The 22,027-nt window shown below is 74.0% G+C and carries 23 protein-coding genes; 8 read left to right on the top strand and 15 right to left on the bottom strand.

What is annotated here, in order from left to right; translation table 11 throughout:
* Positions 1–55: 55 nt before the first annotated feature.
* The 5 genes from rpmF to rsmD form a co-directional block, all read right to left on the bottom strand.
* Positions 56–229 (bottom strand): 50S ribosomal protein L32, encoded by a 174-nt coding sequence (gene rpmF / locus AB0I41_RS19755; RefSeq protein WP_357109318.1) that lies wholly within the window; start codon positions 227–229, stop codon positions 56–58.
* 5 nt (positions 230–234) lie between these two features.
* Positions 235–798 carry a YceD family protein gene (locus tag AB0I41_RS19750; RefSeq protein ID WP_357109315.1) on the bottom strand — a complete coding sequence of 188 codons (564 nt, stop codon included), beginning with the start codon at positions 796–798 and terminating at the stop codon, positions 235–237.
* 110 nt (positions 799–908) lie between these two features.
* On the bottom strand, positions 909–1,406 hold the full coding sequence (locus AB0I41_RS19745; RefSeq protein WP_154943401.1) for a hypothetical protein: 498 nt from the start codon (positions 1,404–1,406) through the stop codon (positions 909–911).
* Positions 1,407–1,542: 136 nt separating this feature from the next.
* Positions 1,543–2,031: a pantetheine-phosphate adenylyltransferase gene (coaD, locus tag AB0I41_RS19740; protein WP_357109312.1), complete on the bottom strand. Its 489-nt coding sequence runs from the start codon at positions 2,029–2,031 to the stop codon at positions 1,543–1,545.
* Positions 2,028–2,591 carry a 16S rRNA (guanine(966)-N(2))-methyltransferase RsmD gene (gene rsmD, locus AB0I41_RS19735; protein ID WP_357109310.1) on the bottom strand — a complete coding sequence of 188 codons (564 nt, stop codon included), beginning with the start codon at positions 2,589–2,591 and terminating at the stop codon, positions 2,028–2,030. Before rsmD ends, coaD begins: the two co-directional genes overlap by 4 nt.
* 315 nt (positions 2,592–2,906) lie before the next feature.
* Between rsmD and AB0I41_RS19730 the strand changes: the two genes are divergently transcribed.
* Entirely contained in the window at positions 2,907–4,160 is a 1,254-nt protein-coding gene (locus AB0I41_RS19730) for a hypothetical protein (protein WP_357109307.1), read from the top strand.
* Between the two features lie 202 nt (positions 4,161–4,362).
* On the top strand, positions 4,363–5,307 hold the full coding sequence (locus tag AB0I41_RS19725) for a cell wall anchor protein (protein ID WP_357109304.1): 945 nt from the start codon (positions 4,363–4,365) through the stop codon (positions 5,305–5,307).
* A gap of 1,012 nt (positions 5,308–6,319) precedes the next feature.
* On the opposite strand, the gene recG is transcribed toward AB0I41_RS19725, so the two are convergent.
* Both recG and AB0I41_RS19715 read right to left on the bottom strand, forming a co-directional pair.
* Positions 6,320–8,572, bottom strand: coding sequence for an ATP-dependent DNA helicase RecG (gene recG / locus AB0I41_RS19720; protein ID WP_357109302.1), 2,253 nt, complete (start codon positions 8,570–8,572; stop codon positions 6,320–6,322).
* Positions 8,569–10,194 (bottom strand): DAK2 domain-containing protein, encoded by a 1,626-nt coding sequence (locus AB0I41_RS19715; protein WP_357109350.1) that lies wholly within the window; start codon positions 10,192–10,194, stop codon positions 8,569–8,571. The genes recG and AB0I41_RS19715 overlap by 4 nt, the downstream gene beginning before the upstream one ends.
* 285 nt (positions 10,195–10,479) lie before the next feature.
* On the opposite strand from AB0I41_RS19715, the gene rpmB reads away from it, so the two are divergent.
* The gene (gene rpmB / locus AB0I41_RS19710; RefSeq protein ID WP_088963534.1) at positions 10,480–10,671 is read left to right on the top strand and encodes a 50S ribosomal protein L28; all 192 of its coding nucleotides are present in this window, start codon (positions 10,480–10,482) and stop codon (positions 10,669–10,671) included.
* A 212-nt stretch (positions 10,672–10,883) separates the two neighbouring features.
* Positions 10,884–12,140: an ATP-grasp domain-containing protein gene (locus tag AB0I41_RS19705; RefSeq protein WP_357109299.1), complete on the top strand. Its 1,257-nt coding sequence runs from the start codon at positions 10,884–10,886 to the stop codon at positions 12,138–12,140.
* 39 nt (positions 12,141–12,179) lie between these two features.
* Here AB0I41_RS19705 and AB0I41_RS19700 read toward each other — a convergent pair whose 3' ends face one another.
* Positions 12,180–12,641 carry a GNAT family N-acetyltransferase gene (locus AB0I41_RS19700; RefSeq protein ID WP_357109296.1) on the bottom strand — a complete coding sequence of 154 codons (462 nt, stop codon included), beginning with the start codon at positions 12,639–12,641 and terminating at the stop codon, positions 12,180–12,182.
* Between the two features lie 28 nt (positions 12,642–12,669).
* The gene (locus AB0I41_RS19695) at positions 12,670–13,608 is read right to left on the bottom strand and encodes a thiamine-phosphate kinase (RefSeq protein WP_357109293.1); all 939 of its coding nucleotides are present in this window, start codon (positions 13,606–13,608) and stop codon (positions 12,670–12,672) included.
* A gap of 122 nt (positions 13,609–13,730) precedes the next feature.
* Between AB0I41_RS19695 and AB0I41_RS19690 the strand changes: the two genes are divergently transcribed.
* Positions 13,731–13,964, top strand: coding sequence for an Lrp/AsnC ligand binding domain-containing protein (locus AB0I41_RS19690; RefSeq protein WP_013284547.1), 234 nt, complete (start codon positions 13,731–13,733; stop codon positions 13,962–13,964).
* Complete coding sequence (locus tag AB0I41_RS19685; protein ID WP_357109290.1) at positions 13,965–14,633, top strand: DUF3515 family protein; 669 nt, start codon at positions 13,965–13,967, stop codon at positions 14,631–14,633.
* A 148-nt stretch (positions 14,634–14,781) separates the two neighbouring features.
* Here AB0I41_RS19685 and AB0I41_RS19680 read toward each other — a convergent pair whose 3' ends face one another.
* Together AB0I41_RS19680 and AB0I41_RS19675 are read right to left on the bottom strand one after the other, a co-directional pair.
* Positions 14,782–15,882 (bottom strand): D-alanine--D-alanine ligase family protein, encoded by a 1,101-nt coding sequence (locus tag AB0I41_RS19680; RefSeq protein ID WP_357109288.1) that lies wholly within the window; start codon positions 15,880–15,882, stop codon positions 14,782–14,784.
* Positions 15,883–16,003: 121 nt separating this feature from the next.
* Positions 16,004–16,267 carry a hypothetical protein gene (locus tag AB0I41_RS19675; protein WP_357109285.1) on the bottom strand — a complete coding sequence of 88 codons (264 nt, stop codon included), beginning with the start codon at positions 16,265–16,267 and terminating at the stop codon, positions 16,004–16,006.
* Positions 16,268–16,529: 262 nt separating this feature from the next.
* On the opposite strand from AB0I41_RS19675, the gene AB0I41_RS19670 reads away from it, so the two are divergent.
* Positions 16,530–17,375, top strand: coding sequence for a helix-turn-helix transcriptional regulator (locus tag AB0I41_RS19670; protein WP_357109282.1), 846 nt, complete (start codon positions 16,530–16,532; stop codon positions 17,373–17,375).
* 4 nt (positions 17,376–17,379) lie between these two features.
* Positions 17,380–17,580 carry a DUF397 domain-containing protein gene (locus tag AB0I41_RS19665; RefSeq protein WP_357109280.1) on the top strand — a complete coding sequence of 67 codons (201 nt, stop codon included), beginning with the start codon at positions 17,380–17,382 and terminating at the stop codon, positions 17,578–17,580.
* 42 nt (positions 17,581–17,622) lie between these two features.
* On the opposite strand, the gene AB0I41_RS19660 is transcribed toward AB0I41_RS19665, so the two are convergent.
* The 4 genes from AB0I41_RS19660 to AB0I41_RS19645 form a co-directional block, all read right to left on the bottom strand.
* Positions 17,623–18,675, bottom strand: a complete 1,053-nt coding sequence (locus AB0I41_RS19660) for an ROK family protein (protein WP_357109277.1) — start codon at positions 18,673–18,675, stop codon at positions 17,623–17,625.
* 161 nt (positions 18,676–18,836) lie between these two features.
* A complete protein-coding gene (locus tag AB0I41_RS19655; RefSeq protein ID WP_357109274.1) occupies positions 18,837–19,628 on the bottom strand; it encodes a putative protein N(5)-glutamine methyltransferase in 792 nt (263 codons plus the stop codon).
* A 138-nt stretch (positions 19,629–19,766) separates the two neighbouring features.
* Complete coding sequence (locus tag AB0I41_RS19650; RefSeq protein WP_357109273.1) at positions 19,767–20,909, bottom strand: cystathionine gamma-lyase; 1,143 nt, start codon at positions 20,907–20,909, stop codon at positions 19,767–19,769.
* On the bottom strand, positions 20,906–21,913 hold the full coding sequence (locus AB0I41_RS19645) for an NAD(P)H-dependent glycerol-3-phosphate dehydrogenase (RefSeq protein WP_357109269.1): 1,008 nt from the start codon (positions 21,911–21,913) through the stop codon (positions 20,906–20,908). Before AB0I41_RS19645 ends, AB0I41_RS19650 begins: the two co-directional genes overlap by 4 nt.
* Positions 21,914–22,027: the final 114 nt, after the last annotated feature.

The following is a 22,027-nucleotide window of genomic DNA, read 5'->3' as shown; positions in this document are numbered from 1 at the left end:
CAGGGTGCGCGCGCCACCCGACCCGTGGTCGGGGGCGTCACTCGGCGTCCAGGTCTCAGACGTCCAGGACCTGGCGGCCGTTGTACGTGCCGCAGACGGAGCACGCGGCGTGCGGCAGCTTGGCCGACTTGCACTGCGGGCAGGCCACGGTCGCGACCACGGCCGCCTTCCAGTTCGCCCGGCGGGACCGGGTGTTGCTGCGCGACATCTTGCGCTTCGGGACGGCCACGGTTCCTACTCCTCTGTACGGTTCAGTTGCGACAGGCCCGCCCAACGCGGGTCGATCTGCTGGTGGCTGTGATCGGCCGGCAGATCGTCCCAGTGCACCCCGCACTCGGGGCACAACCCTGGGCAGTCCTCCCGGCAGAGCGGGTTGGTCGGCAGCGTCAGCACCACCGCGTCCCGCAGCGCCGGCTCCAGGTCGATCAGATCGCCCTGCATCCGGCCCACCTCGTCCTCGTCGGTCGTGTCGTCCGTGGTGCTGTTCTCGTACGCGTACAGCTCCTGGACGTTCACGACCACCGAGTCGTTGATCTCGCGCAGGCACCGGCCGCACTCGCCCCGGACGGGACCGCTGATGGTCCCGGAGACGAGCACGCCCTCGGACACCGACTCCAACCTCAGGTCGAGGTCGAGGTCCGCGCCCTCCGGCACGCTGATCAACTCCACGCCGAGGTCCGCCGGTGCCGGGGCGACCCGCTTGACCGTACGCAACGCGCCAGGCCGGCGCGGCAGGTCCCTCGTGTCGAGGACCAGCGGCGACCTGGGGTTGAGTGTCGATGGCGAGCGTTTGGGCATAGTCAGACTCCGGCCGGTGAGAGGCCGACAAAAAAGGTTACCTGGGCGACCACCGGACCGTCGAACCGGGGGCGACGCCCACCTGAGCATGTCGGCTGGTGAGGTGCCGCTCAGAAGGGTAGCGGGCGTTCCGCCTCGTCCCCACCGAAGGTGCCGATCTCCCGCAGCGCGTGCATCTTGTCCCGGCCGCGCTCGATCGAGGCCAGCGCCCGGGTGAGGAACTGCTCGAAGTTGGCCAGCGCGGTGTCGACGTAGTCGTCGACCTCGTCACGCAGCCGCTGCGCCTCGGCCCGGGCCTCGGCGATGATCCGGGCCCCCTCGTGCTCCGCCGACACGGTGATCTCGTTCACCGAGACCAGCCGGGCGTGTTCCGCCTCACCCTCGCTGATGATCCGGTCGGCCTCCCGCTTGCCGGCCTCCATGATCTTGTCCCGCTCCTCCAGGAGCGCGGCGGCCCGGCGCAGGTCGGCGGGGAGTTCGGCGCGCAGCTCGTCCAGGACCGCGATCATCTCGCCCCGGTCGACCATGCAGTTGTTCCGCGACATCGGGACGGAGCGGGCCTGCTCCACCATGGCGATCAGTTCGTCGATGCGATCGAGCGGGTCCACGGGTACCTCACTCCTGTCGTTCGTCGGCCGACCTACATGATGCGGGCTACGGCCGGATTCCCGCTCCACTCATGATGTCGTGTGCGGGCGAGCCTCGCCCCATCCACCCCGGCGCGTCGTCTCGCGCGGGGGCGGGTCAGCCGCGGGCGGCGGGACCGAGGCGGGCCTGGAGCTCCGCGCGGACCCGGTCGGGCACGTGCGCGGAGATGTCGCCACCCCACTTCGCCACGTCCTTGACCAGGCTGGAGGAGAGGAACGAGTAGAGCGGGTTGGTCGGCATGAACAACGTCTCGACCCCGGCGAGGCCGATGTTCATCTGGGCCATCTGCAACTCGTAGTCGAAGTCGCTGACCGCCCGCAGGCCCTTGATCAGCACGCTGGCCTCCTGCGCCCGGCAGAAGTCGACCAGCAGGCCGCGGAAGGACGCCACCCGGACGTTGTCGTACGACGAGGTCACCTCGCGGAGCATGGCGATCCGCTCCTCGACGGTGAACAGGCCGCTCTTCGACTGGTTCACCAGCACGCCGACGATCACCTCGTCGAAGAGCCGGCTGGCCCGTCCGATGATGTCGAGGTGTCCGTTGGTGACCGGGTCGAACGAGCCGGGACACACCGCACGTCTCATGATCGGCGACCGTACCAAAGGGTGGTCTCGCCGTAACGGCGACCGCGCTCGGCGGTGATGCCCTCCACCCAGCCGACGGGGCCGGTACGGCTGGAGCGCTCCACCACCACCAGGGCGTCGGGGGCGAGCCAGTCGTACGCGACCAGGGAGGCGAGCAACGCGGTGATCTCGGCGTCGGGCACCGCGTACGGCGGATCGGCGAAGACCACGTCGTACGGCTCGCCGTCGGGGCCGGCCGCGAGCACGCCGGCCACCTTGCCGGTGACCAGCCGGGCGGCCGGCGCGGCCCGGAGCACGGCGACGTTCTCCCTGATCACCCGGGCGGCACGCGGGTCGGACTCGACCAGCAGCACGTGCTCGGCGCCCCGGGAGAGCGCCTCCAGCCCAACCGCGCCGGAGCCGGCGTACAGGTCGGCGAAGCGGGCGCCGACCAGGTCGATCCCGGCCTGCACCGCGCTGAACAACGCCTCGCGGACCCGGTCGGAGGTGGGTCGGGTGCCGGCGCCGGGCGGCGCGGCGATCCGCCGGCCGCCCAGCGTGCCGGCCACGATCCGGGTCACGGTCTCCCCCTGCTCATGGAGATGACGCTACGCGACGGGCGGGCCGGCCCGGCCGACACGGTGCGTCCCGACCGGGTGGCTCGATGATCACGATCGGTATATCAACGATCTCGGATTCGTAACATCCTCCTTAGCGCATCCTGAGCGCTGTAACGCGAGTGGCGATCCCACTAGGGTCGGCCCGGTGCCGGCGACGCTCCGCCGGCCACGCGGCGCCGGGGAAGGCGCCCTCGCGGGACGTACCGCATCCGACCGCGACCAGAGCCACCGCCACCCCACGCCGCATCCTGACGCTTCTTCACCCCGGGAGTACGCGTGATCCGTCCCCAACCGTCGCCCCGGCGACCGCTCGCCGTGGCCGCCGCCGCGCTGGCCGGCCTCGCCACGGCATTCGCCTTCACGGCACCGGCGAGCGCCACCAACACGTCGCCCTCGCCGATGGCCTCCCCGACCGCGACCGCCTCGCCCAGCACGCCGACGCAACCGGCGCCGAACTGCGTCAAGGCCGCCGACGCGAGGTACACGCACACCTTCGACGGCCCGAAGGGCGAGGCCTCGATCACCCTGACCAACGGCCCGCTCTGCGAGGGCGAGGAGCAGGAGCTGGCCCTGGTGTCGTACGTGACGCCGTCGGCGAAGTTCACCGTGCCGCAGTACGTGCTCGGCAAGTCGGTCAAGAAGTTCGCCGGCGTGGCCGCCGGTGAGCTGGGTCTGGCCACCCTGGACTTCCGGGTCGAGGTGCCGAACTGCTACACCCAGGTCGACTTCGTCTTCGGCAGCACGATCATCGACCCGCTGACCGACACCAGCGACCGGTACGGCGACCGCAAGGTCGGCAGCCCCAGCGGCATCGGTGCCCGGTCCACCGGCCCGCAGGGCTGGTACAACGGCGGCTCCGGCAGCTGCTCGGCGGCCCCCGAGGTGATCGCCCAGTCCGACTGCGAGGGCACCGTCGAGCTGACCCTGGTCAACCGGACCGGCAACGCCGCGGCGACCTTCACCATCACCGGCAGCGGCGGCTTCACCGAGACCGTCACCGTGCCCATGCGCAAGATCGAGACCCGGAAGCTCAACCCCGAGCAGGCGCAGAAGATCACGGTGACGGCCAAGGGCATGAAGGACTTCACCGGCGGCTGGGAGAAGCCCGAGGACTGCCAGCAGCCCGAGGTCGGCGCCCCGGACGCCAGCTACGAGTCGACCTGCGACGAAATGATCTTCCGGATCAGCAACCCGGAGGACGGCGCCACCATCACCTCGACCTTCACCCCGAGCAAGGGCGAGGCGAAGACGCTGACCGTCGAGCCGGGCCGTACCGGGTCCGTCAGCTTCAAGGCCAGCAAGGGCCTCACCGTCACCGTGACCGGCGACCTGGACTCCGGCGGGCCGCTGGCCTGGGAGCAGCCGAAGGACTGCGACGCGGGCGGCGCGGGCGGCGGTGAGCCCGGCGAGGGCCTGCCGGTGACCGGCGCGGCGGCCGGCGGCATCGCCGCGGGGGCGCTCGCCCTGCTGGCGGCCGGCGCGGCGCTCTTCGTCGTGGCACGACGTCGACGGATCCGCTTCACCGCCTGATCCACTGTGGTCCCGTGAGGGCGCGCCGACCGGCCGTCGGCGCGCCCTTCACACATTGATCGTCTGCTGCGGATATATGCAATCGCCCGGTGACGCTCGGTCGATCGATGAACGCGCCCCGGTCCGAGGCCGCGCTCAGCCACGACCGCTCGGTCGCCCCGGCTCCCGCCTCCCGGCCCCACACCCCCCGTCAGGAGTACAGTTGAACCGCCTGAAGTTCCGGCGCGTCGCGGCGATCGCCGCCGGCACGCTGATCGGCCTCGCCGGCATCGCGTCGGTCGCCGGTCCCGCCATGGCCCACCACCCCGAGCCCTCGGGCACCTACTGCGCCGCGCCGGACGGCAAGATCACCGTCAACTGGACCGTCGGTAACAGCGAGACGGACCTCGAAGGCACCATCACCAAGCTCGTGTCGACCGTGCCGGGCGACTTCACCGGCGCGCTGGCGCTGAATGCCACCCTGCCCAAGAAGGGCGACGGCCCGCTGACCGGCACCCAGGCGCGCACCTTCACGGGCGCACTGCCGGAGCTCAAGCTGACCGTCGAGGCCCGGTGGGAGCGGGGCGACCGGATCATCACCGAGGAGCGCACCGTCACCGCGCAGCCCGCGGGCGACTGCGCCTTGGCGGAGTCGCCGTCGCCGAGCGCGCCGACCACGTCCCCGGAGCCGACCAGGTCCCCCGAGGCCGCCGCGTCGCCGTCGACGAGCGGCAGCCCGTCCGCGACCCCGTCCAGCCCGTCCGCCACCACGCCGAGCGGGCCGGAGGAGCCGGTGTTCCGGCTCGAGGAGACCTGCGACGAGATGACCTTCATCGTGGAGAACCCGGCGAAGGGCATCCCCTTCACCGCCACGTTCACCACGGAGAAGGGCGTCACCAAGAAGTTCGAGTCGACCCCGGGCAGGACCAGCTCGGTCACCTTCGACGCGTACCAGGGCCTGAAGGTCACCGTCTCCTATGACGTGGTCGAGGGCTCCGAGACCATCGAGTACAACCAGCCGAGGAACTGCGACAAGGGTGAGGGTGGCGGCCTCCCGGTCACCGGCGCCGCCACCGGTGGCATCGCCGCCGGCGCCGTCGTGCTGCTGGCTGCGGGCGCGATCCTGTTCGTGGTGGCCCGCCGCCGTCGGGTGCGCTTCACCGCCTGAGCACCACCTGCCTGAAGCCGAGGGCGCGTCGACCGACCGGTCGGCGTGCCCTCGCGCCGTTCCCCGTCCCGCCGCACCCGGGTCCGCATCCCCCACCCGGCCCGCACCAACCTTCGACCGGCGCCCACCCCGGCCCGGCGCAGACGTCGGCCCGGCACCCACCACAGCCGACACCCACCACAGCCGACACCCACCTTGACCTACGCCCGCCTCGGCCGGAGCCCACCACGGCCGACATCACCTCGACTGACACCTGTGTCGGCCCGACGTCGTTGGCGGACGCGGTCGGTGAGTGGTCCGCCGGACGCGCCGAGCGGGTGCCGGGCAGACAGCACCGGCGCCTCCTTTGGAGCTGATGGCGTAGACGATTCAGCGGGGGCGAGTGCTGGGAGTGCCCGCTGGACCGCCTGAGTCATCGGCGCCGTCAGTTTCTGGGCCCGCCACGGACCCAGCGGAACCGAGCGGGCACGGCCGAGCGAGCACGGCCGAGCGAGCACGGCCGAGCGGGCACGGCCGAGCGGGCACGGCCGAGCGGGCACGGCCGGGCCGAGCGGCAGCGGCAGCGGCAGCGGCGTGAATCGTTTACGTCATCAGCTCCAAAGCGACCGGGACCCTGGTCCAGCGCCGCTCGCTCGACGACCGCATGGACCGACCGGCACCCAGATGGTCCGACGCCCGGAACGCCCCGGCGGCAGGCGCCGGCGACCACCTCCGCGTTCTGCCAGGCCGCGAAGGCTTCCGGGCGGGTTCGGGGAGTCAGGCGCCGTCGACCGGCGTAGGCCGCACTCGCGCAACCACCGATGCCGTCGGCCCCGCGGCCCGGAACGGGCCGGGACGCGAGGGTGAACCACCAGTTGCGGCCCCGCCTGAGAACCGCGGGAATCTTCTACGACGACCGGGCGGCCGAGGACGGGACGGTCGACTGCGGCGAGGGCGTCGACTCGCGTCGCAGCGGCACCCGAGGCGAAGAGACAAAAAGGCAAAGAGACAACGGGGCAACAGCCCCCGCCGGTCACCCCTTTTCCAGGTATTCCGCCCGCTCCTCGTCCACCAGCGCGGCGACCGAGGCGGCCAGCGCCGGGTGCCGTTCCAGCTCCGGGTCCTCCTCGACCAGGGCGATCGCCTCGGCGCGGGCGTCGCGGATCAGGTCGGTGTCGCGCAGCAGCGACAGCAGCCGCAGGTGCGAGCGGCGCCCGGACTGGGTGGCACCGAGCACGTCGCCCTCCCGGCGCTGTTCCAGGTCCAGTTCGGCCAGCTTGAACCCGTCCGTCGTGGAAGCCACCGCATCGAGGCGTTCCCGGGCCGAGGACCCCTCGGCCGCCTCGGTCACCAGCAGGCAGAGCCCGGGGGCGCTACCCCGACCCACCCGGCCGCGCAGCTGGTGCAGCTGGGAGACGCCGAACCGGTCGGCGTCCAGCACGATCATCACGGTGGCGTTGGGCACGTTGACGCCGACCTCGACCACGGTGGTGGCGACCAGCACGTCCAGGTCGCCGTCGGCGAAGGAGCGCATCACCGCGTCCTTCTCGTCGGCCGGCAGCCGGCCGTGCAGGACGCCGATCCGCAGCCCGTGCAGCGGCCCGTCGGCGAGCAGCGGCGCCACCTCGGTCACGGCCAGCGGGGGCCGCCGCCCGTTGTCGTCCTCCCGCGGCGGCTCCTCCTCGCTCGCCGGCCCTGGTTCGAAGTCCGGCGCCTCCGCGTTGGCCGCTCCGGCCCCGGACCTCGAATCCCCGATCCGCGGGCACACCACGTACGCCTGGTGGCCCGCGGCGACGTCCTCGCGCAGCCGGCGCCAGGCCCGGTCCAGGAAGGCCGGCTTCTCCGCGGCCGGCACCACGTGCGAGGCGATCGGCGAGCGGCCCTGCGGCAGCTGGGACAGGGTGGAGGTCTCCAGGTCGCCGTAGACCGTCATCGCCACCGTGCGCGGGATCGGGGTCGCGGTCATCACCAGCACGTGCGGCGGCTGGTCGGCCTTGGCGCGCAGCGCGTCGCGCTGCTCGACGCCGAACCGGTGCTGCTCGTCGACGACCACCAGGCCGAGGTCGGCGAAGTCCACCCCTTCGTAGAGCAGGGCGTGGGTGCCGAGCACGATGCCGGCCCGCCCCTCGGCGACCTCGGTCAGGGCCCGCCGCCGGGCCGCCGCCCCCAGCGAGCCGGTGACCAGCTCCACCCGGGTCGCGTCGTCGGCCGCGCCCAGCTCACCGGCCGTCGCCAGCGGGCCGAGCAGGTCGAGCATGCCCCGGTGGTGCTGGGCGGCGAGCACCTCGGTCGGGGCGAGCAGCGCCGCCTGGCCCCCGGCGTCGACCACCTGGAGCATGGCCCGCAGCGCCACCACCGTCTTGCCGGAACCCACCTCGCCCTGCAGCAGCCGGTGCATGGGGTGCGCGGTGGCCAGGTCGGCGGCGATCTCGACGGCCACCTCCCGCTGGCCGGTCGTCAGCTCGTACGGCAGCCGGGCGTCGAACGCGTCGAGCAGGCCGCCCGGCTTCGGCGGTCGGGGCCGGGCCGGCCAGGAGGCGGCACGGTGCTTTCGCTGCACCAGGGTGAGCTGCACGGCGAACGCCTCGTCCCACTTGAGCCGGCGTCGCGCCCGGTACAGCTCCTCCTTGCTGGTCGGGCGGTGGATCTCCCGCAGCGCGGTGCCGATGCCGACCAGTTTGCGGCTGGTCCGCACGGTCGCCGGCAGTGGGTCGTCGGGTGGGGTGAAGGTGTCCAGCACCACCCGGACGCAGCGGGCGATCACCCAGGTCGGCACGGCCGCGGCGGCCGGGTAGACCGGGATCAGCGCACCGGCGAACTCCTCGATCTCCTCGTTCGCCGCCGCCTCGGCGTCACCGCCCTCGCCGAGCAGGACGTACTCCGGGCCGTTGAGCTGCCGTTTGCCCCGGAATTCGGTGACCTTGCCGGCGAAGAGCCCCCAGCGTCCGGGGCGCAGCTCCCGCTCCCGCCACGCCTGGTTGCCGAAGAAGGTCAGGGTGAGCACGCCGCCGGAGCCGTCGCCGACGGTCACCTCCAGCAGGTTGCCCCGGCGCTGGCGCATCGGCCGCACCGCCGTGCGCTGCACCTGGGCCAGCACGGTGACCTGCTCGCCCACGTCGAGGGAGCGGATGTCGGTGTGCTCGCCGCGCTCGTCGTACCGGCGGGGGAAGTGGTAGACCAGGTCGCCGGCGGTGTGCAGGTCGAGGTGGCTGGCCAGGGCCTTGGCCGTCTTCTCCCCGACCAGCTTCTTCAGCGGCGTGTCCACCGTGGACGGCTCGGACGTCATTCGACCCCCACCAGGAGCGGATAGCGCGGCTGGCCGCCCGGATACGCCTGGACCTCAACGAACGGCCAGCGCCGGCCGACGTGCGCGCGGACCGCCTCGGCGAGGCCGTCGGGGGCGTCCGCGCCGGTGAGCAGGGTGACCAGCTCGCCACCGCCGCCCAGCATCCGGTCGACCACCGCGGCGCAGGTGTCGACCAGGTCGGCGCCGATCAGGTGCACCTCCCCCTCGACCAGCGCCAGCACGTCACCGGGGCGGCAGGGGCCGGCCACGGTCAGCGCCTCCCGGCTGGCGTGGCAGACCTCGGCGTACCGGCACGCCCCGGCCGCCTCGGCCATCGCGATGACGTCGTCCTCGAAGCGCCGCTTCGGGTCGCGCACGGCGAGCGCGGCCAGCGCCTGCACCGGTGAGCGGGTCGGCACCACGCTGACCTTGACCCCCAGCCGGTGCGCCTCCCTGGCGGCGGCGCTCGCCACGGCCTGGGTGTTCGGGTCGTTGGGGAGCACCACCACCCGGGCCGCGTCGGTGGAACGGATGGCGTCCAGCAGCTCGCCGGTGGACGGGTTGCCCGGCACCACCGCGGCGCCCTCGCCGGCGAAGAGCTCCGCGATGCCCGCGCCGGCCGCGACCACCACGGCCGCCCGGCCGTCGACCGACGGGCCGGGCCGCGGGGCCGGCGCGGTCTGGTCGGCGAAGCGGGTCACCGAGATCCGGTACGGCCGGCCGGCGACCACTCCCGCCTCGACCGCGGCGCCGACGTCGTTGACGTGCACGTGCACGTTCCAGGTGGTGGAGGCCGCCGGTGAGGGGCCGTCGCCGACCACCACCAGCGAGTCGCCCAGCGTGGCCAGCTCGGCGCGCATCCGGGCCACCGCCCCGTGGTCGGCGTCGAGCAGGAACTGCACCTCGTACGCGTACTCCTCGGAGCCGGCCTCGCGGACGGTGGTGAGCGGCGGGCGGACCTCCCTGGTCACCGGCGCCGGCCGGGGTGGGCTCTCCCCGGTGATCACCTCGACCAGCGCGTCGAGCAGCAGGCAGAGCCCCCGGCCGCCGGCGTCGACGACGCCGGCGCGGGCCAGCTCGGGCAGCTGCTCGGGGGTGCGGGCCAGGGCGCGGGCCGCCTCCCCCGCCGCGGCCCGGGCCCCCGTGCGCAGGTCGTCGCTGTCGGCCTGCTCGGCCGCCGCCGCGGCGGCGGCCGCGACGGTGAGCAGCGTCCCCTCCACCGGACGGGCGACCGCCGCGTAGGCCGCGGTGGCGGCGTCGCGCAGCGCGGCGGCCAACTCCCGGCCACCGACGGCGGGAACTGCGGCGAGCGCGTCGGCCAGGCCACGCAGGATCTGCGACAGGATCACCCCGGAGTTGCCCCGGGCGCCGAGCAGCGCCCCCCGTGCCATCAGCCGCAGCGCGTGCCCGTGCGCGGTGGGCCCGTCGCCCGGGAGGGTGTCGAGGTCCATGGCCAGCGCCTGCTGGGCGGAGGTGAGGGTGAGCACCAGGTTGGTGCCGGTGTCGCCGTCGGGGACCGGGTAGACGTTCAGGTCGTCGATCTCGCCCTGGTGGCGTCGCAGCGCGGTGAGCCCACTCGCGCACCAGCGGCGCACCGCGGCGGCGTCGAGGGTGTCCAGCACGGCCAGAAGCCTACTGTCGCGCACCGACACCCGCCCGGGTCGGCCGTCCCGCCCCGGCGTGTCCTCCGCCCCGCCGCTCAGCGCTACCCTCATGGCGGCGTCCCTTCGTCGGGCTTCCCACGGGGACGGGCCGGTCGGACGTCCGTGACGGTGGCCCGCCTCACCCCGGAACCGGTCGGGACCGGGCCGGTTGGTCCGGCGCCCGGGTCATCGGGTAGCCTGGCCAGGTTGCCCGGGCAGCGCCTGCCGGCGACCTCATGAACGTATCAATCCCAGGAGTATCCCGTGGCTAGCGTGTGCGACGTCTGTGGCAAGGGGCCGGGCTTCGGCCACAACGTGTCCCACTCGCACCGGCGGACCAACCGCCGCTGGAACCCGAACATCCAGTCGGTGCGTACCCCGGCCGGTGGCGGCAACACCAAGAAGATGCAGGTCTGCACCTCGTGCATCAAGGCCGGCAAGGTCACCCGCGCCTGACGCGGCAACGCCTCCAGCTCGAACATTCGCCAGTACCGGCGGACCGTCCCGGTCCGCCGGTTCTGTCGTGTCCGGGTCCACTCGCGCCGGCCCGGTGACCGGTCGAACGCCTCCCGCTGGCCCCGCACCGGGCGCCCGGTTACGGTCTGCCTGCGCCGCCTGACCGACCGGTCTCCGGCGTCCCGCACCGACGCCGTACGGAGGACTGACCGGTGGACCTGGACCTGCGCCCCGACGAAATGATCTTCATCGGGACCTCGACCGGCATGCTGCGCTGGCTCGACGAGCAGCTCCCGCCCGGGTCCGTGGTGCTGGTCGAGGAGCCCGACGTCATCCGCCGCCGCGATCTCGCGTCGGTCGCGGCCGGACTGCCCGTGATCTCCCGGGTGGTGCCCGCCGAGTACCAGACCGGCCTTGACGTCGACGCGCTGCTGGCCCGGGAACCGGGCCTCGCCGCCGCCGGGCTGGTGGTGCCCGGGATGGAGTACGCCGTCCCGGCCGCCGCCCGCCTGGCCGACCGGCTCGGCCTGCCCGGGGCCGGTCCGGAGGCCGCCGACATCTTCTCCGACAAGCACCGGATGCGGCAGGTCGCCGCCGCGGCCGGGCTGGCCAACCCGGCGTACGAGCTGGTCACCAGCCCGGAGCAGGCCGCCGCCTTCGCGGACCGCTTCGCCGGCCGGTGCGTGCTCAAGCCGACCCGGCGCTCCGGCAGCCTGGGCGTGCAGCTGATCACCGAACGGGCTGCCATCGCCCCGGCCTGGGCGGCGACCGCCGCACCGGAGGAGCCGATCGAGGCCACCGACCGGGGCCTGCCCACCGAGGTGCTGGTCGAGCAGACCCTCGTCGGCGCGGAACACAGCGTCGAGCTGCTGCTCGCCGACGGCGAGGTGTGCTTCACCAACGTCACCGACAAGCGGGTGCTGCCGGGCCGCCGACCGGTCGAGACCGGCCACACCGTGCCGTCCGCGCTGCCCCCGGCCGCCCACGCCGACCTGGTCGAGGTCGCCACCCGGCTGGCGTCGGCGGCCGGGTTCCGCACCGGGGTGCTGCACAGCGAGTGGATCGTCGCCGACGGGGTGCCGACCCTGGTGGAGTGCGCCGCCCGACTGCCCGGGGACATGATCGCCACGCTGGTCTCGATCGCGTACGACTGTGGGTTCATCCCCGCGTACCTGCGCCTGCTGCGCGGCGAGCGGCCCGCGTTGCCGGCCCGGCCGGTGGGTGCGGCAGCGGTGGAGTTCCTGCTCGCCCCACCCGGGACGGTGACCGCCGTGGCGGGGGTGCGTGGCCTGCTGGGGGCGCCGGGGGTGCTGAACGCCCAGGTGGACGTCGCGGTCGGCGACACCGTCGGCGAGGTGATCTCCTCGGTCCGGCGCAGCGGTCTGGTACTCGTCTGGGGCGACGACCCCGCCGAGGCGACGCGGAACGCCCGGCACGCGGCGGGACAGGTGGAGATCAGCGTCGGCTGAGACCGGCCCCGCCGGGCCGTCGGCGGCCCGGCCCGCGGGTCAGAGGGTGCGGCCGAAGGAGAGGCAGCCGGGCGCGTCCTGGTAGAAGCCGAAGTTGGGGATCGGCTCGTACCCGGTCGACGTGTACATGGCGATCGCCTCGGGCTGCCTGTCGCCGCACTCCAGGATCATCCGCTTGCGCCCGTGGTACCGCGCGGACTCCTCGACCGCGGCCAGCACCGCGCGGGCCACCCCGCGCCCCCGGGCCGTCTGCGCGGTGTACATCCGCTTCAGCTCGGCGGTGTCGTCGCCGTGGCTGCGCCAGCCGCCGCAGCCGACCGGCTCGCCGTCCACGTGGGCGACGAGGAAGGCACCCTGCGGGGGGACGAACTCGGCCGCGTCGACCGGCGTGTCGTCGCCGCTGCCGCCGTACCGCCGGCCCAGGTCGGCCAGGGCCGCGCGGATCAGCGACTGCGCCACCGGCGAGTCGAAGCCCAGCGCGCGAATCTCGATCTCACTCACCGGTAAAGGTTACGACCGACGGCGGCCGTTACCGGAAGTGATCCCAGCCGGCCGGGCCGTGGTACTTCTCACCGTCGACGGTGACGCCCGCGCCCTCCACCACCCGGCCGACCTGCCGCCACTCGGCCGGCAGGGCCACCGACCGGGGGAAGGTCGCGGCCAGCGCGTGGTCGTCGCCCCCGCCGAGGATCCACGAGTACGGGTCGACGCCGAGCGCCTGGGCGGCGTCGCGCATCTGCCGGGGTACCTCGAAGGCGTCCCGGTGCACGTCGAGGCCGACCCCGCTGGCCTTCGCCACGTGCCCCAGGTCGGCCAGGAGCCCGTCCGAGATGTCGATCATGGCGGTGGCGCCGAGCCGGGCGGCGTGCGGACCGGCGGCGTACGGCACCTCCGGCCGCCGGTACGCCTCCACCAGCAGCCGGGGGGTGCGAAACCCGCGGGAGAGCACGGTCAGCCCGGCCGCCGCCCAGCCGCTGCGCCCGGCCACCGCGACCACGTCCCCCGGCCGCGCGCCGGAGCGGACCACCGGCGGCCGGCCGCCGAGGTCGCCGAGGGCGGTGACGGCGATGGTCAGGGTCGGGCTGGCGGACATGTCCCCGCCCACCACGCTCGCCCCCACCGTGGCCGCCTCCGCGGCCAGCCCGTCGGCCAGCTCCTCCGCCCAACTCGTCTCCAGGTCGGCCGGCATGCAGAGGGCGACCAGCAGCGCCGTGGGGGTGGCGCCCATCGCGGCGATGTCGGCCAGGTTGGCCGCCGCCGCCCGGTGGCCGATGTCCCGCGCGCCGGACCAGTCCCGCCGGAAGTGCCGCCCCTCGACCAGCACGTCCGTCGACGCGGCCACCCGCGCGTCCGGGGCGGCCACCACCGCGGCGTCGTCCCCCGGACCGAGCAGGCAGCTCGATCCGTACGTCAGTCGGGCGGTGACCCGGTCGATCAGGCCGAACTCCCCGACACCCGCGACACTCATGCCACTCCCTCGCCGCGCTCGCTCACTGCTTCCCCTCGACCACCGATAGGGATCACACCTGCTCCGTAAGGTAGTTTCACCCTTCGGGCCGCCCACGAGCGGCGACGGACGGAGGTCGAGTCGTGGTACAGGCATACATCCTCATCCAGACCGAGGTCGGCCGGGCACGTGACGTGGCCGGTCTGATCGCGGACCTTGCCGGCGTGGTACGGGTCGACGCCGTCACCGGGCCGTACGACGTGGTGGTGCTCACCGAGGCGAACACCGTCGACGAGCTCGGCAAACTCATCGTCAGCAAGGTGCAGATGGTGCCCGGCATCACCCGCACCCTCACGTGTTCGGTGGTGCGCCTGTAAGTGGACGAGATCACTTCCTCCCCGAGCGCCGGCGCGAGGCCGGCCGAGCCGACCACCGGCGCGAAGCCGGCCGAGCCGACCACCGCCCGCAAGCCGGGCTGGGACCGGTCGACCCGCCGGGCCGCGCTGGTCGCCACCCTGGTCGCGGTGCCGGTGACGGTGGCCGTGGCCGGGTTCGCCTTCGCCAAGCTGGCGCCGGAAACCCCGGCCGCCGCGCCGACCCCGACCCCGACCGCCAGCACCGCCCGGGCGCAGTCCACAACCCCGGTCGAGATGGCCGCCCCGGCGCTGGACGCCCGCCCGGCCACCGTCTGCCGGGCGCTGATGTCGCAGCTGCCGACGTCGGTGCGGGAGCTGGCCCAGCGGCCGGTGACCGCCGGCGCCGAGCAGAACGCCGCGTACGGCGACCCGGCGCTCACCGTGGCCTGCGGCGGCGCGGAGCCGTCCGTCCCCGCCACCGCCGACGTGTGGACGGTCAACAAGGTCTGCTGGTACGTGGCCGAGGAGGCCGATGCCACCGTGCTCACCACCGTCGACCGGGAGACCGCGGTCCGGGTGACCGTGCCCCGTGCGTACGAGCAGCCGTTGCAGTGGGTCGCCCCGATCTCCGACACGGTCGTCGCCTCGGTCCCCTCCGGCGGCGACGTCCCCGCCGGCTGCACCGGCTGACCCCACTCCCCCCACTCCACACCGCGCTCGAACTCGGGCTCGGCCCGGGCGCAGTTTCCCGGAAAGAGTGGCTGTTCACGCATGGACAGCCACTCTTTCCGGGAAAGCGGGCGGATCTTGACAGGGCGCGGCGCGTGCCGGCTCGGCGTCAGCGGGGGGCGGTCGCGCGGTGCAGGGCGGTGCGGATCAGGCGGTTGACCAGCTTGGGGTACTCCAGGCCGGAGGCCGCCCACATCCGGGGGAACATCGACGTCGGGGTGAAGCCGGGCATCGTGTTGATCTCGTTGAGGTAGACGTCCAACTCCGGGGTGACGAAGAAGTCGACCCGGGCCAGGCCGGAACAGTCCAGCGCGGTGAAGGCCCGGGTGGCGTACTCCCGCACCTGCCGGGTCACCTCGTCCGGCAGCCCGGCGGGGATGTCGTACTCGCAGGCGTCGTCGATGTACTTGGCCTCGAAGTCGTACCAGTCGTGGCCGGAGACCACCCGCACCTCGGCCAGCACGGACGCCTCGGGCGCGCCGCCGGCCTCGCCCTCCAGCACGCCGCACTCGATCTCCCGGCCGGCGATCGCGCCCTCGACCAGCACCTTCGTGTCGATCTCGCGGGCTCCTGCGACCGCCGCGTCGAGCTGCGCCCAGTCGTCGACCTTGGTGATGCCGAACGACGAGCCGGCCCGGGACGGCTTGACGAAGACCGGCAGGCCGAGCCGCTCCTTGTCCTGCTCGCTGAGCGTCATCCCGTTGCGCAGCACCGCGTACGGGCCGACCGGGATGCCCTCGACGGCGCAGAGCTTCTTGGTGAACTCCTTGTCCATCGCCGCGGCGGAGGCGAAGACGTTGGCGCCGACGTACGGGATGTCGGCCATCTCCAGCATGCCCTGGATGGTGCCGTCCTCGCCGTACGCGCCGTGCAGCACCGGGAAGACCACGTCCACGTCGGCAAGCGCCCGGGGACCTTCGGCCGGGTCGAGCACCATCAGGCCGCCCGCGGTCGGGTCGGCGCGGAGCACCACCTCGGCACCGGAACCGGCGGTGATCTCCGGCAGCTTCCGGTCGGCGATGGCGAGCCGGCTCGGGTCACCGCTGGCCAGCACCCACTGCCCCTGGCGGGTGATGCCGACCGGCACCACCTCGAACTCGTCGGGGTCCAGCGCGCCGAGCACACTGCCGGCGCTGACGCACGAGATGCCGTGCTCGGGGCTGCGACCGCCGAAGACGATCGCCACGCGGGTCTTGCCTGGGGTGGTCACTGGGTCACCTCTCGGTACGCGACTGCGGAGCCGCCAGCGGCGCTCACCCGGTCGACCTTACTGTGGGTGGCGGCGCGCCGATGGCGATACCCGGGAGGACGCGTACCTCCCTCGCAAACGGTCACCCGTGCCGATACGGTGCGTGGTCGGCCCAGTCGGCGCCGGCGGTGACGGTGCTGGGCCGGCGGCCGACGGCGATGACCTTCACCCGCTGCCGCCCGGCGCGGACCATGCCCAGCGCCATGAACGCCCCGGCGATCCGGTCGGCGGCCTCCCGGCTGCTCGCGCCGACCACCTGGCGGCGACGCTCGGGGGCCCGTCGCTCGTCCCGGATCTCGCTCTCGACGGAACGGACGTCGGTGAGCACCACGAGGAACCGGGTCATCGCCGCTCGCCCTGGCATCCGGTCACGCTCATCACGAAGTCCCTCCCCGGTGAACGGTGGCGGTGGCACGTGGCGATCGGGTAGGGGGAGTTGAACCCGATCGCCACGCGCCCCATCCCCTCCGGTCGCTCACCACCGCCGTCGCCACGACAACCGCCGGTGAGGACGCCGTCACAGATTGACAGGTGGACGTGCGTGAATGCAACTCTCATCGATGTTCTCTCATGCACACGTTCCCGGATAGATATGCCACCATCGACGTATGGCTCCGAAGACCGCCCGGGCCCGTCGGCTCGGCATCGCCCTGCGCACCCACCGCGAGACCGCCGGCCTGACCCTCGAGGCCGCCGCCGACGAGATCAACAGCACCCGTAGCACACTGTCCCGCTACGAGAACGCACAGACGCTGGTCAGCCCCGCCACCGTGCGGGCGCTGCTGAGCCTCTACGGCGTCGGGCCGGACGACATCGCCGCGGCGGTGCGGCTGGCCAAGGACGCCCGCAAGCCCGGCTGGTGGGTGTCGTACTCGTACCTGCTGGACCGCCGCACCATCGACTTCATCGCCCTGGAGGCGGAGGCGACCGGCATCGCCAACTTCGAACCCTCGGTGGTGCCCGGCCTGTTGCAGACGGCGGACTACATCCGCGGGGTGATGCGCGGCGGGCCGCACACGCTCGGCGACGACCAGGTCGAGCAACGGGTGCAGCTACGGCTCGACCGGCAGCAGCGCCTGTCCGCCGATGCCCCGCCCATCTTCGACGCGATCATCGACGAGGGCGCGCTGCTGCGCCCGGTCGGCGACCGGGCGGTGATGGAGGGGCAGCTGCACCACCTGCTCAAGATGGCCGAGCTGCCCAACGTCACCGTGCAGGTCATCCCGCTGGCGGCCGGCTACCACCGGGGCACCCGCGGCTCGCTGCACATCCTGGAGTTCGCCGACCCCGCGGACCCGATCATCGCCTCGGTGGAGACGGTCGCCGGGCAGATGGTCCTCGACCGCCCGGGTGACCTGCGTACCTGCACCAAGATCATGGAACACCTGCGGACCGTCGCGCTCAGCCCGGCGGACAGCCGCGACCAGCTCCGGCAACTGTTGAAGGGACGGTAGGACCATGACACCGACGATCAGCGCGGCGCTGGCGACGGCCACCTGGCGCAAGAGCACGTACAGCGGGGACCAGGGCGCCTGCGTGGAGCTGGCGACCGTCCCGGACCTGATCGCGGTCCGCGACTCCAAGGACCCGGCCGGCCCGGTGCTGCTCTTCCCCCCGGCCGCCTGGGCCACCTTCACCACCGCCCCACCCCGCCCCTAATGGCCCGCTCCCACCCCCACTCCACGGGTTGCGGAGGTGGGGTCAGGTGGCGAGGGTGGGCTGGGGGGTGGGGGCAGCGCGGAGGGTCTCCAGGGCGGCGATGGCAACGCCCCGCGCACCGGCCATGTCGCGGTCGGGGACCAACGCGAAGGTGGCCACCGCGGCCTGCTCGGCGCGGAGCACGGTGTGCTCGCGCACGGTCGCGAGGAACCAGTCCCGGAACTCCGGTGCCGCCTCCACCACACCGCCCCCGACGAAGTACGCGTGCGGGTCGGTGAAGTTGGCCGCGATGGTGAACAGCCGGCCGAGTGCCGCCGCCTGCTGGGCGAAGACCTCCCGGGCCAGTTCGTCGCCACGCTCGGCGTACCCCCGCAGCAGCTTGGCGGCCCGCGCGGGCGGCTCCGCCGCGAGCGGATGGCCGGGGTGGCGGGCCAGCCAGTAGGGCAGCAGGCTGCGCCGGATCCCGGTCAGCGAGGCGACGCTCTCCGCGTCCCCGACGAATCCGCAGGCGCAGGTCGGCTCCGGCTGGCCGGGGGCGAGCAGCCCGGTCAGCGGGATGTGCACGTGCCCGAACTCGCCGGCCATCCCGGCCGCGCCGGTGACCACCCGGCCGTTCTCCACCACGCCACCGCCCAGCCCGGTGCCCACGATGGCCGACACCGAGGACCGGACCATCGCCTCCGGTCCGAAGTGGACGTGGTGGGCGTAGAGCGCGGCGGCGTTGCCGTCGTTGTGGTAGACCACCGGCAGGCCGAGCCGCCGTTCCAGCGCGCCGCGCACGTCGTACCCGTGCCAGGCCGGCTGGGCGAAGTTGGTCGACCCGCGGGAGGAGATCACCCCGGTGGCGCTGGCCGGCCCCGGCGTGTCCAGCCCCACCGCCCGCACCAGCTCGCGGGGCACACCGGTGTGCGCGAGGGCGCCGTCCAGCGCGCGGGCCAGCGCCTCGATCGCCGCTTCCGGGCCGGCCCCGACCTCGCTGGGGATCTCCAGCAGCCCGTCGACCAGGAAACGACCGTCCATGGTGAGCACGGTGGCGTTGTCGCTCGTGCCACCGTTGTCCAGGCCGACCACCACCGGCACGTCCACGCTGCCCACCGCCTCCCGCCCGCACCTGCTGCGAGGCTAGTTCCCGTTTGCCGGACCCGCCATGCCGCGAACGGTCATCGACCGGACCCCGACGGTCCGGCCGGCCGGACCGCCCACCGGCCGGCGCGGTACGACGGCCCGCGGTCGGTGGACGGCGACCGGCAGACCGGTCAGCCCGGCCGGCGGGCGGTCACCGCGGTGGCCTCCCACTCCGGCGCGCGCACCACCGTCGGCACCAGACCCAGCGCGCTCATCGACGCGCAGAGCGCGTCCGCCTGGCCGTCGCTGATCTCCACCACCAGGTGGCCGCCGGGCGTCAGCCAGTCCACCGCGCCGGCCGCCACCCGGCGCAGCACGGCCAGCCCGTCCGCCCCGCCGTCCAGCGCCACCGGCGCCTCGTGCAGCCGCGCCTCGGCCGGCAGCAGCGCCACCGCCGCCGTCGGCACGTACGGGGCGTTGGCCACCACCAGGTCGAGGCGGCCCCGCCAGGCCGGCGGGAGCGGGTCGTACAGGTCGCCCCGCAGGACCGGCACGTCCCGGCCGGCGAGGTTGCGGCGGGCGCAGGCCACCGCGGCCGGGTCCACGTCGACGGCGGCGAGCCAGCGGGGGGCGAGCCGCGCGGCGAGCGCCAGGGTGGTGCCCCCGGAGCCGCAGCAGAGGTCGACCACCGCCGGAGCCGGCCCGGCGACCGCGACCGCGGCCTCCACCAGCAGGGCGGTACGCCCGCGGGGCACGAAGACGCCGGGGTCGACGGCGACCCGCAGCCCGCAGAACTCGGCCCAGCCGAGCAGGTGTTCCAGGGGAACGCCCGCGACCCGGCGGTCGGCGAGCGCGGTCAGCGCCTCGGCGGAGCCGGCGGCGGCGAGGAGCAGTTCCGCCTCGTCCTCGGCGTAGACGCAACCGGCGGCGCGCAGCCGCGAGACGAGGGCGGGACGGTAGTCGTGGAACCTGGTCGGTGCCATGGGATGCCTCTCGGGAACGCTCGTCGGCGCTCCCGGCCGTCGCCTAGCGGTGCGACGGGGACTCGGAGGGGAGCGCCGTTCCTGCTGTCGAGCGGATCGGGCTCACCTCCTCGGGTCGGGGCCACCTGCGGGCCGGCATCACGATAGCGGACGGACCGCCCCGGCGGCGTCCAGCGCGGCGGCGACGTCGGCCACCAGGTCGGCGGTGTCCTCGACCCCGCAGGAGAGCCGGACGAAGCCCGGCGCCGTGTCGTCGCCCCACTGCGCCCGCCGGTCGGCGGTGGTGTGCAGGCCACCGAAGGAGGTCGCGGCGGCGACCAGCCGGGCGGCGTCGACGAACCGGCCCACCCGGTCGGCGTCGCCGAGGTCGAAGGAGACCACGCCGGGCATCCGCCGCATCTGCGCCGACGCCACCGGGTACGCCGGGTCCTCCGGCCGCCCGGGCCAGCGCAGCCCGGTCACGTCGGCCCGCCCGGCGAGCAGTTCGGCGACCGCCGCCGCGTTGGCGGACTGCCGGGCCAGCCGCAGGTCGAGGGTGGCCAGCGACCGGTGCGCCAGCCAGGCGTCGAAGGCTCCGGGCACCGCGCCGGTGGTGGTGCGCCAGGCGGTCAGCGTCTCCAGCAGCTCCGCCGAGCGGGACGCGACGTAGCCGAGGAGCAGGTCGGAGTGCCCGGTCAGCGCCTTGGTGCCGGAGGCGACCACCAGGTCGGCGCCGAGGTCCAGCGGGCGCTGCCCGAGCGGGGTGGCGGTGGTGTTGTCGACCACGAGCAGGGTGCCGGCGGCACGCGCCCGTTGCGCGAGCGCCGCGACGTCGGCCACGTCCAGGCCGGGGTTCGCCGGGGTCTCCAGCATCAGCAGCCGGACGCCCTCGAACGACGGGTACGGCCCGACGGTCGGCACGAATCCGACCTGGACCCCCATCCCCGTCAGGGTGGCGGTGGCGAAGGCGCGCACCGGGAAGTACCCGTCGGCGGGGAGGAGCACGGTGTCCCCGGGCCGCAGCACGGCCAGCAGCAGCCCGGTGATGGCGGCCTGCCCGGTGGCGAAGACCCGGCAGTCGCCCCCCTCCAGCTCGCCGATGGCCGACTCCAGCAGCCGGCGGGTCGGGTTGTCCGGCCGGCCGTAGCCGTTCGCGGCGGCGGCCGGACCCTCCCAGGGGTCGAGGTGGTACGGCGCGGCGAAGACCGGCCCGGGCAGGAACGGGTCCCCCGGCGCCGGTTCGGGCAGCCCGGCACGGACGCAGCGGGTGCCGTCCCGCCACTGGGGCGCTGCGGCACTCACTCGTACGACTCCGGCTTGGCGGTGCGGCTCATCAGGGCGTCCACGGCGAGCCGGGGGTCCATGCCCTCGTGGCAGATCCGCTCGATCTGCTCGGTGATCGGCATCTCCACCCCGTGCGCCCGGGCCAGGTCCCGGATGGCCAGGCAGCTCTTCACGCCCTCGGCGGTCTGCCGGGTCGCCGCCTGCGCCTGCTCCAGCGTCTCCCCCCGGCCGAGGTGCTCGCCGAAGGTGCGGTTGCGGGCCAGCGGCGAGGAGCAGGAGGCGACCAGGTCACCCATGCCGGCCAGGCCGGCGAAGGTGAGCGGGTCGGCGCCGAGCGCCACGCCCAGCCGGGCGGTCTCGGCGAGCCCGCGGGTCATCAGCATCGCCCGGGTGTTGTCGCCGAACCCCATCGCGGTGGCGATCCCGTACGCCAGGGCGATCACGTTCTTGACCGCCCCGCCCAGCTCGCAGCCGATCACGTCGTCGTTGGTGTACGGCCGGAAGTACGGCGTCCGGATCGAGGACTGCACCAGCGCGGCGCGGCGGGCGTCGGTGCCGGCGACCACGGTCGCGGCGGGCTGCTCGGCGGCGATCTCGGGAGCCAGGTTGGGCCCGGAGACCACCACCACCCGGTCCGGGCTGACCCCGGCGGTCTCCACGATCACCTCGCTCATCCGCCTGGTGGTGCCCAGCTCGATCCCCTTCATCAGGGAGACCAGGGTCGAGTCCGGGGCGAGGTGGCCGGCCCAGTCGGCGAGGTTGCCGCGCAGCGTCTGCGAGGGCACCGAGAGCACCACCAGCTCGGCGCCGGAGATCGCCTTGGCGGCCTCGCCGGTCGCGGTGACCCGTTCGGGCAGCCGCAGGTCGGGCAGGTAGTCCGGGTTGCGCCGGTGGGCCCGGATGGCCTCGGCCACCGACTCCCGACGGGCCCAGATCGTCACGTCCCGACCGGCGTCAGCGAGGATCTTGGCGAAGGCGGTCCCCCAGGAACCGGCCCCCAGCACCGCCACGTGGCCACTCATGCCGCCGCCTCCCTTCGGTCGGCAACGCCATGAGGCACCGACGCACTGAGCTGACCGATTCGCTCGCTCCGCTCACTCATGCCGCCGCCTCCCCAGGGTCGGGGACGCCGCGGG

It is taken from the genome of Micromonospora sp. NPDC050200, assembly GCF_040656135.1.
GTDB lineage: Bacteria > Actinomycetota > Actinomycetes > Mycobacteriales > Micromonosporaceae > Micromonospora.
Note: the sequence above shows the minus strand (reverse complement) of the source record. Positions and strands in the feature narration are given on the sequence as shown.

Excerpts from the sequence above, each read along its gene's own strand:
- AB0I41_RS19750 (WP_357109315.1), bottom strand. The coding sequence starts at position 798 with ATGCCCAAACGCTCGCCATCGACACTCAACCCCAGGTCGCCGCTGGTC.
- coaD (WP_357109312.1), bottom strand. The coding sequence starts at position 2,031 with ATGAGACGTGCGGTGTGTCCCGGCTCGTTCGACCCGGTCACCAACGGA.
- recG (WP_357109302.1), bottom strand. The coding sequence starts at position 8,572 with ATGACGTCCGAGCCGTCCACGGTGGACACGCCGCTGAAGAAGCTGGTC.
- AB0I41_RS19695 (WP_357109293.1), bottom strand. The coding sequence starts at position 13,608 with ATGAGTGTCGCGGGTGTCGGGGAGTTCGGCCTGATCGACCGGGTCACC.
- AB0I41_RS19675 (WP_357109285.1), bottom strand. The coding sequence starts at position 16,267 with ATGACCCGGTTCCTCGTGGTGCTCACCGACGTCCGTTCCGTCGAGAGC.
- AB0I41_RS19670 (WP_357109282.1), top strand. The coding sequence starts at position 16,530 with ATGGCTCCGAAGACCGCCCGGGCCCGTCGGCTCGGCATCGCCCTGCGC.
- AB0I41_RS19665 (WP_357109280.1), top strand. The coding sequence starts at position 17,380 with ATGACACCGACGATCAGCGCGGCGCTGGCGACGGCCACCTGGCGCAAG.
- AB0I41_RS19655 (WP_357109274.1), bottom strand. The coding sequence starts at position 19,628 with ATGGCACCGACCAGGTTCCACGACTACCGTCCCGCCCTCGTCTCGCGG.
- AB0I41_RS19645 (WP_357109269.1), bottom strand. The coding sequence starts at position 21,913 with ATGAGTGGCCACGTGGCGGTGCTGGGGGCCGGTTCCTGGGGGACCGCC.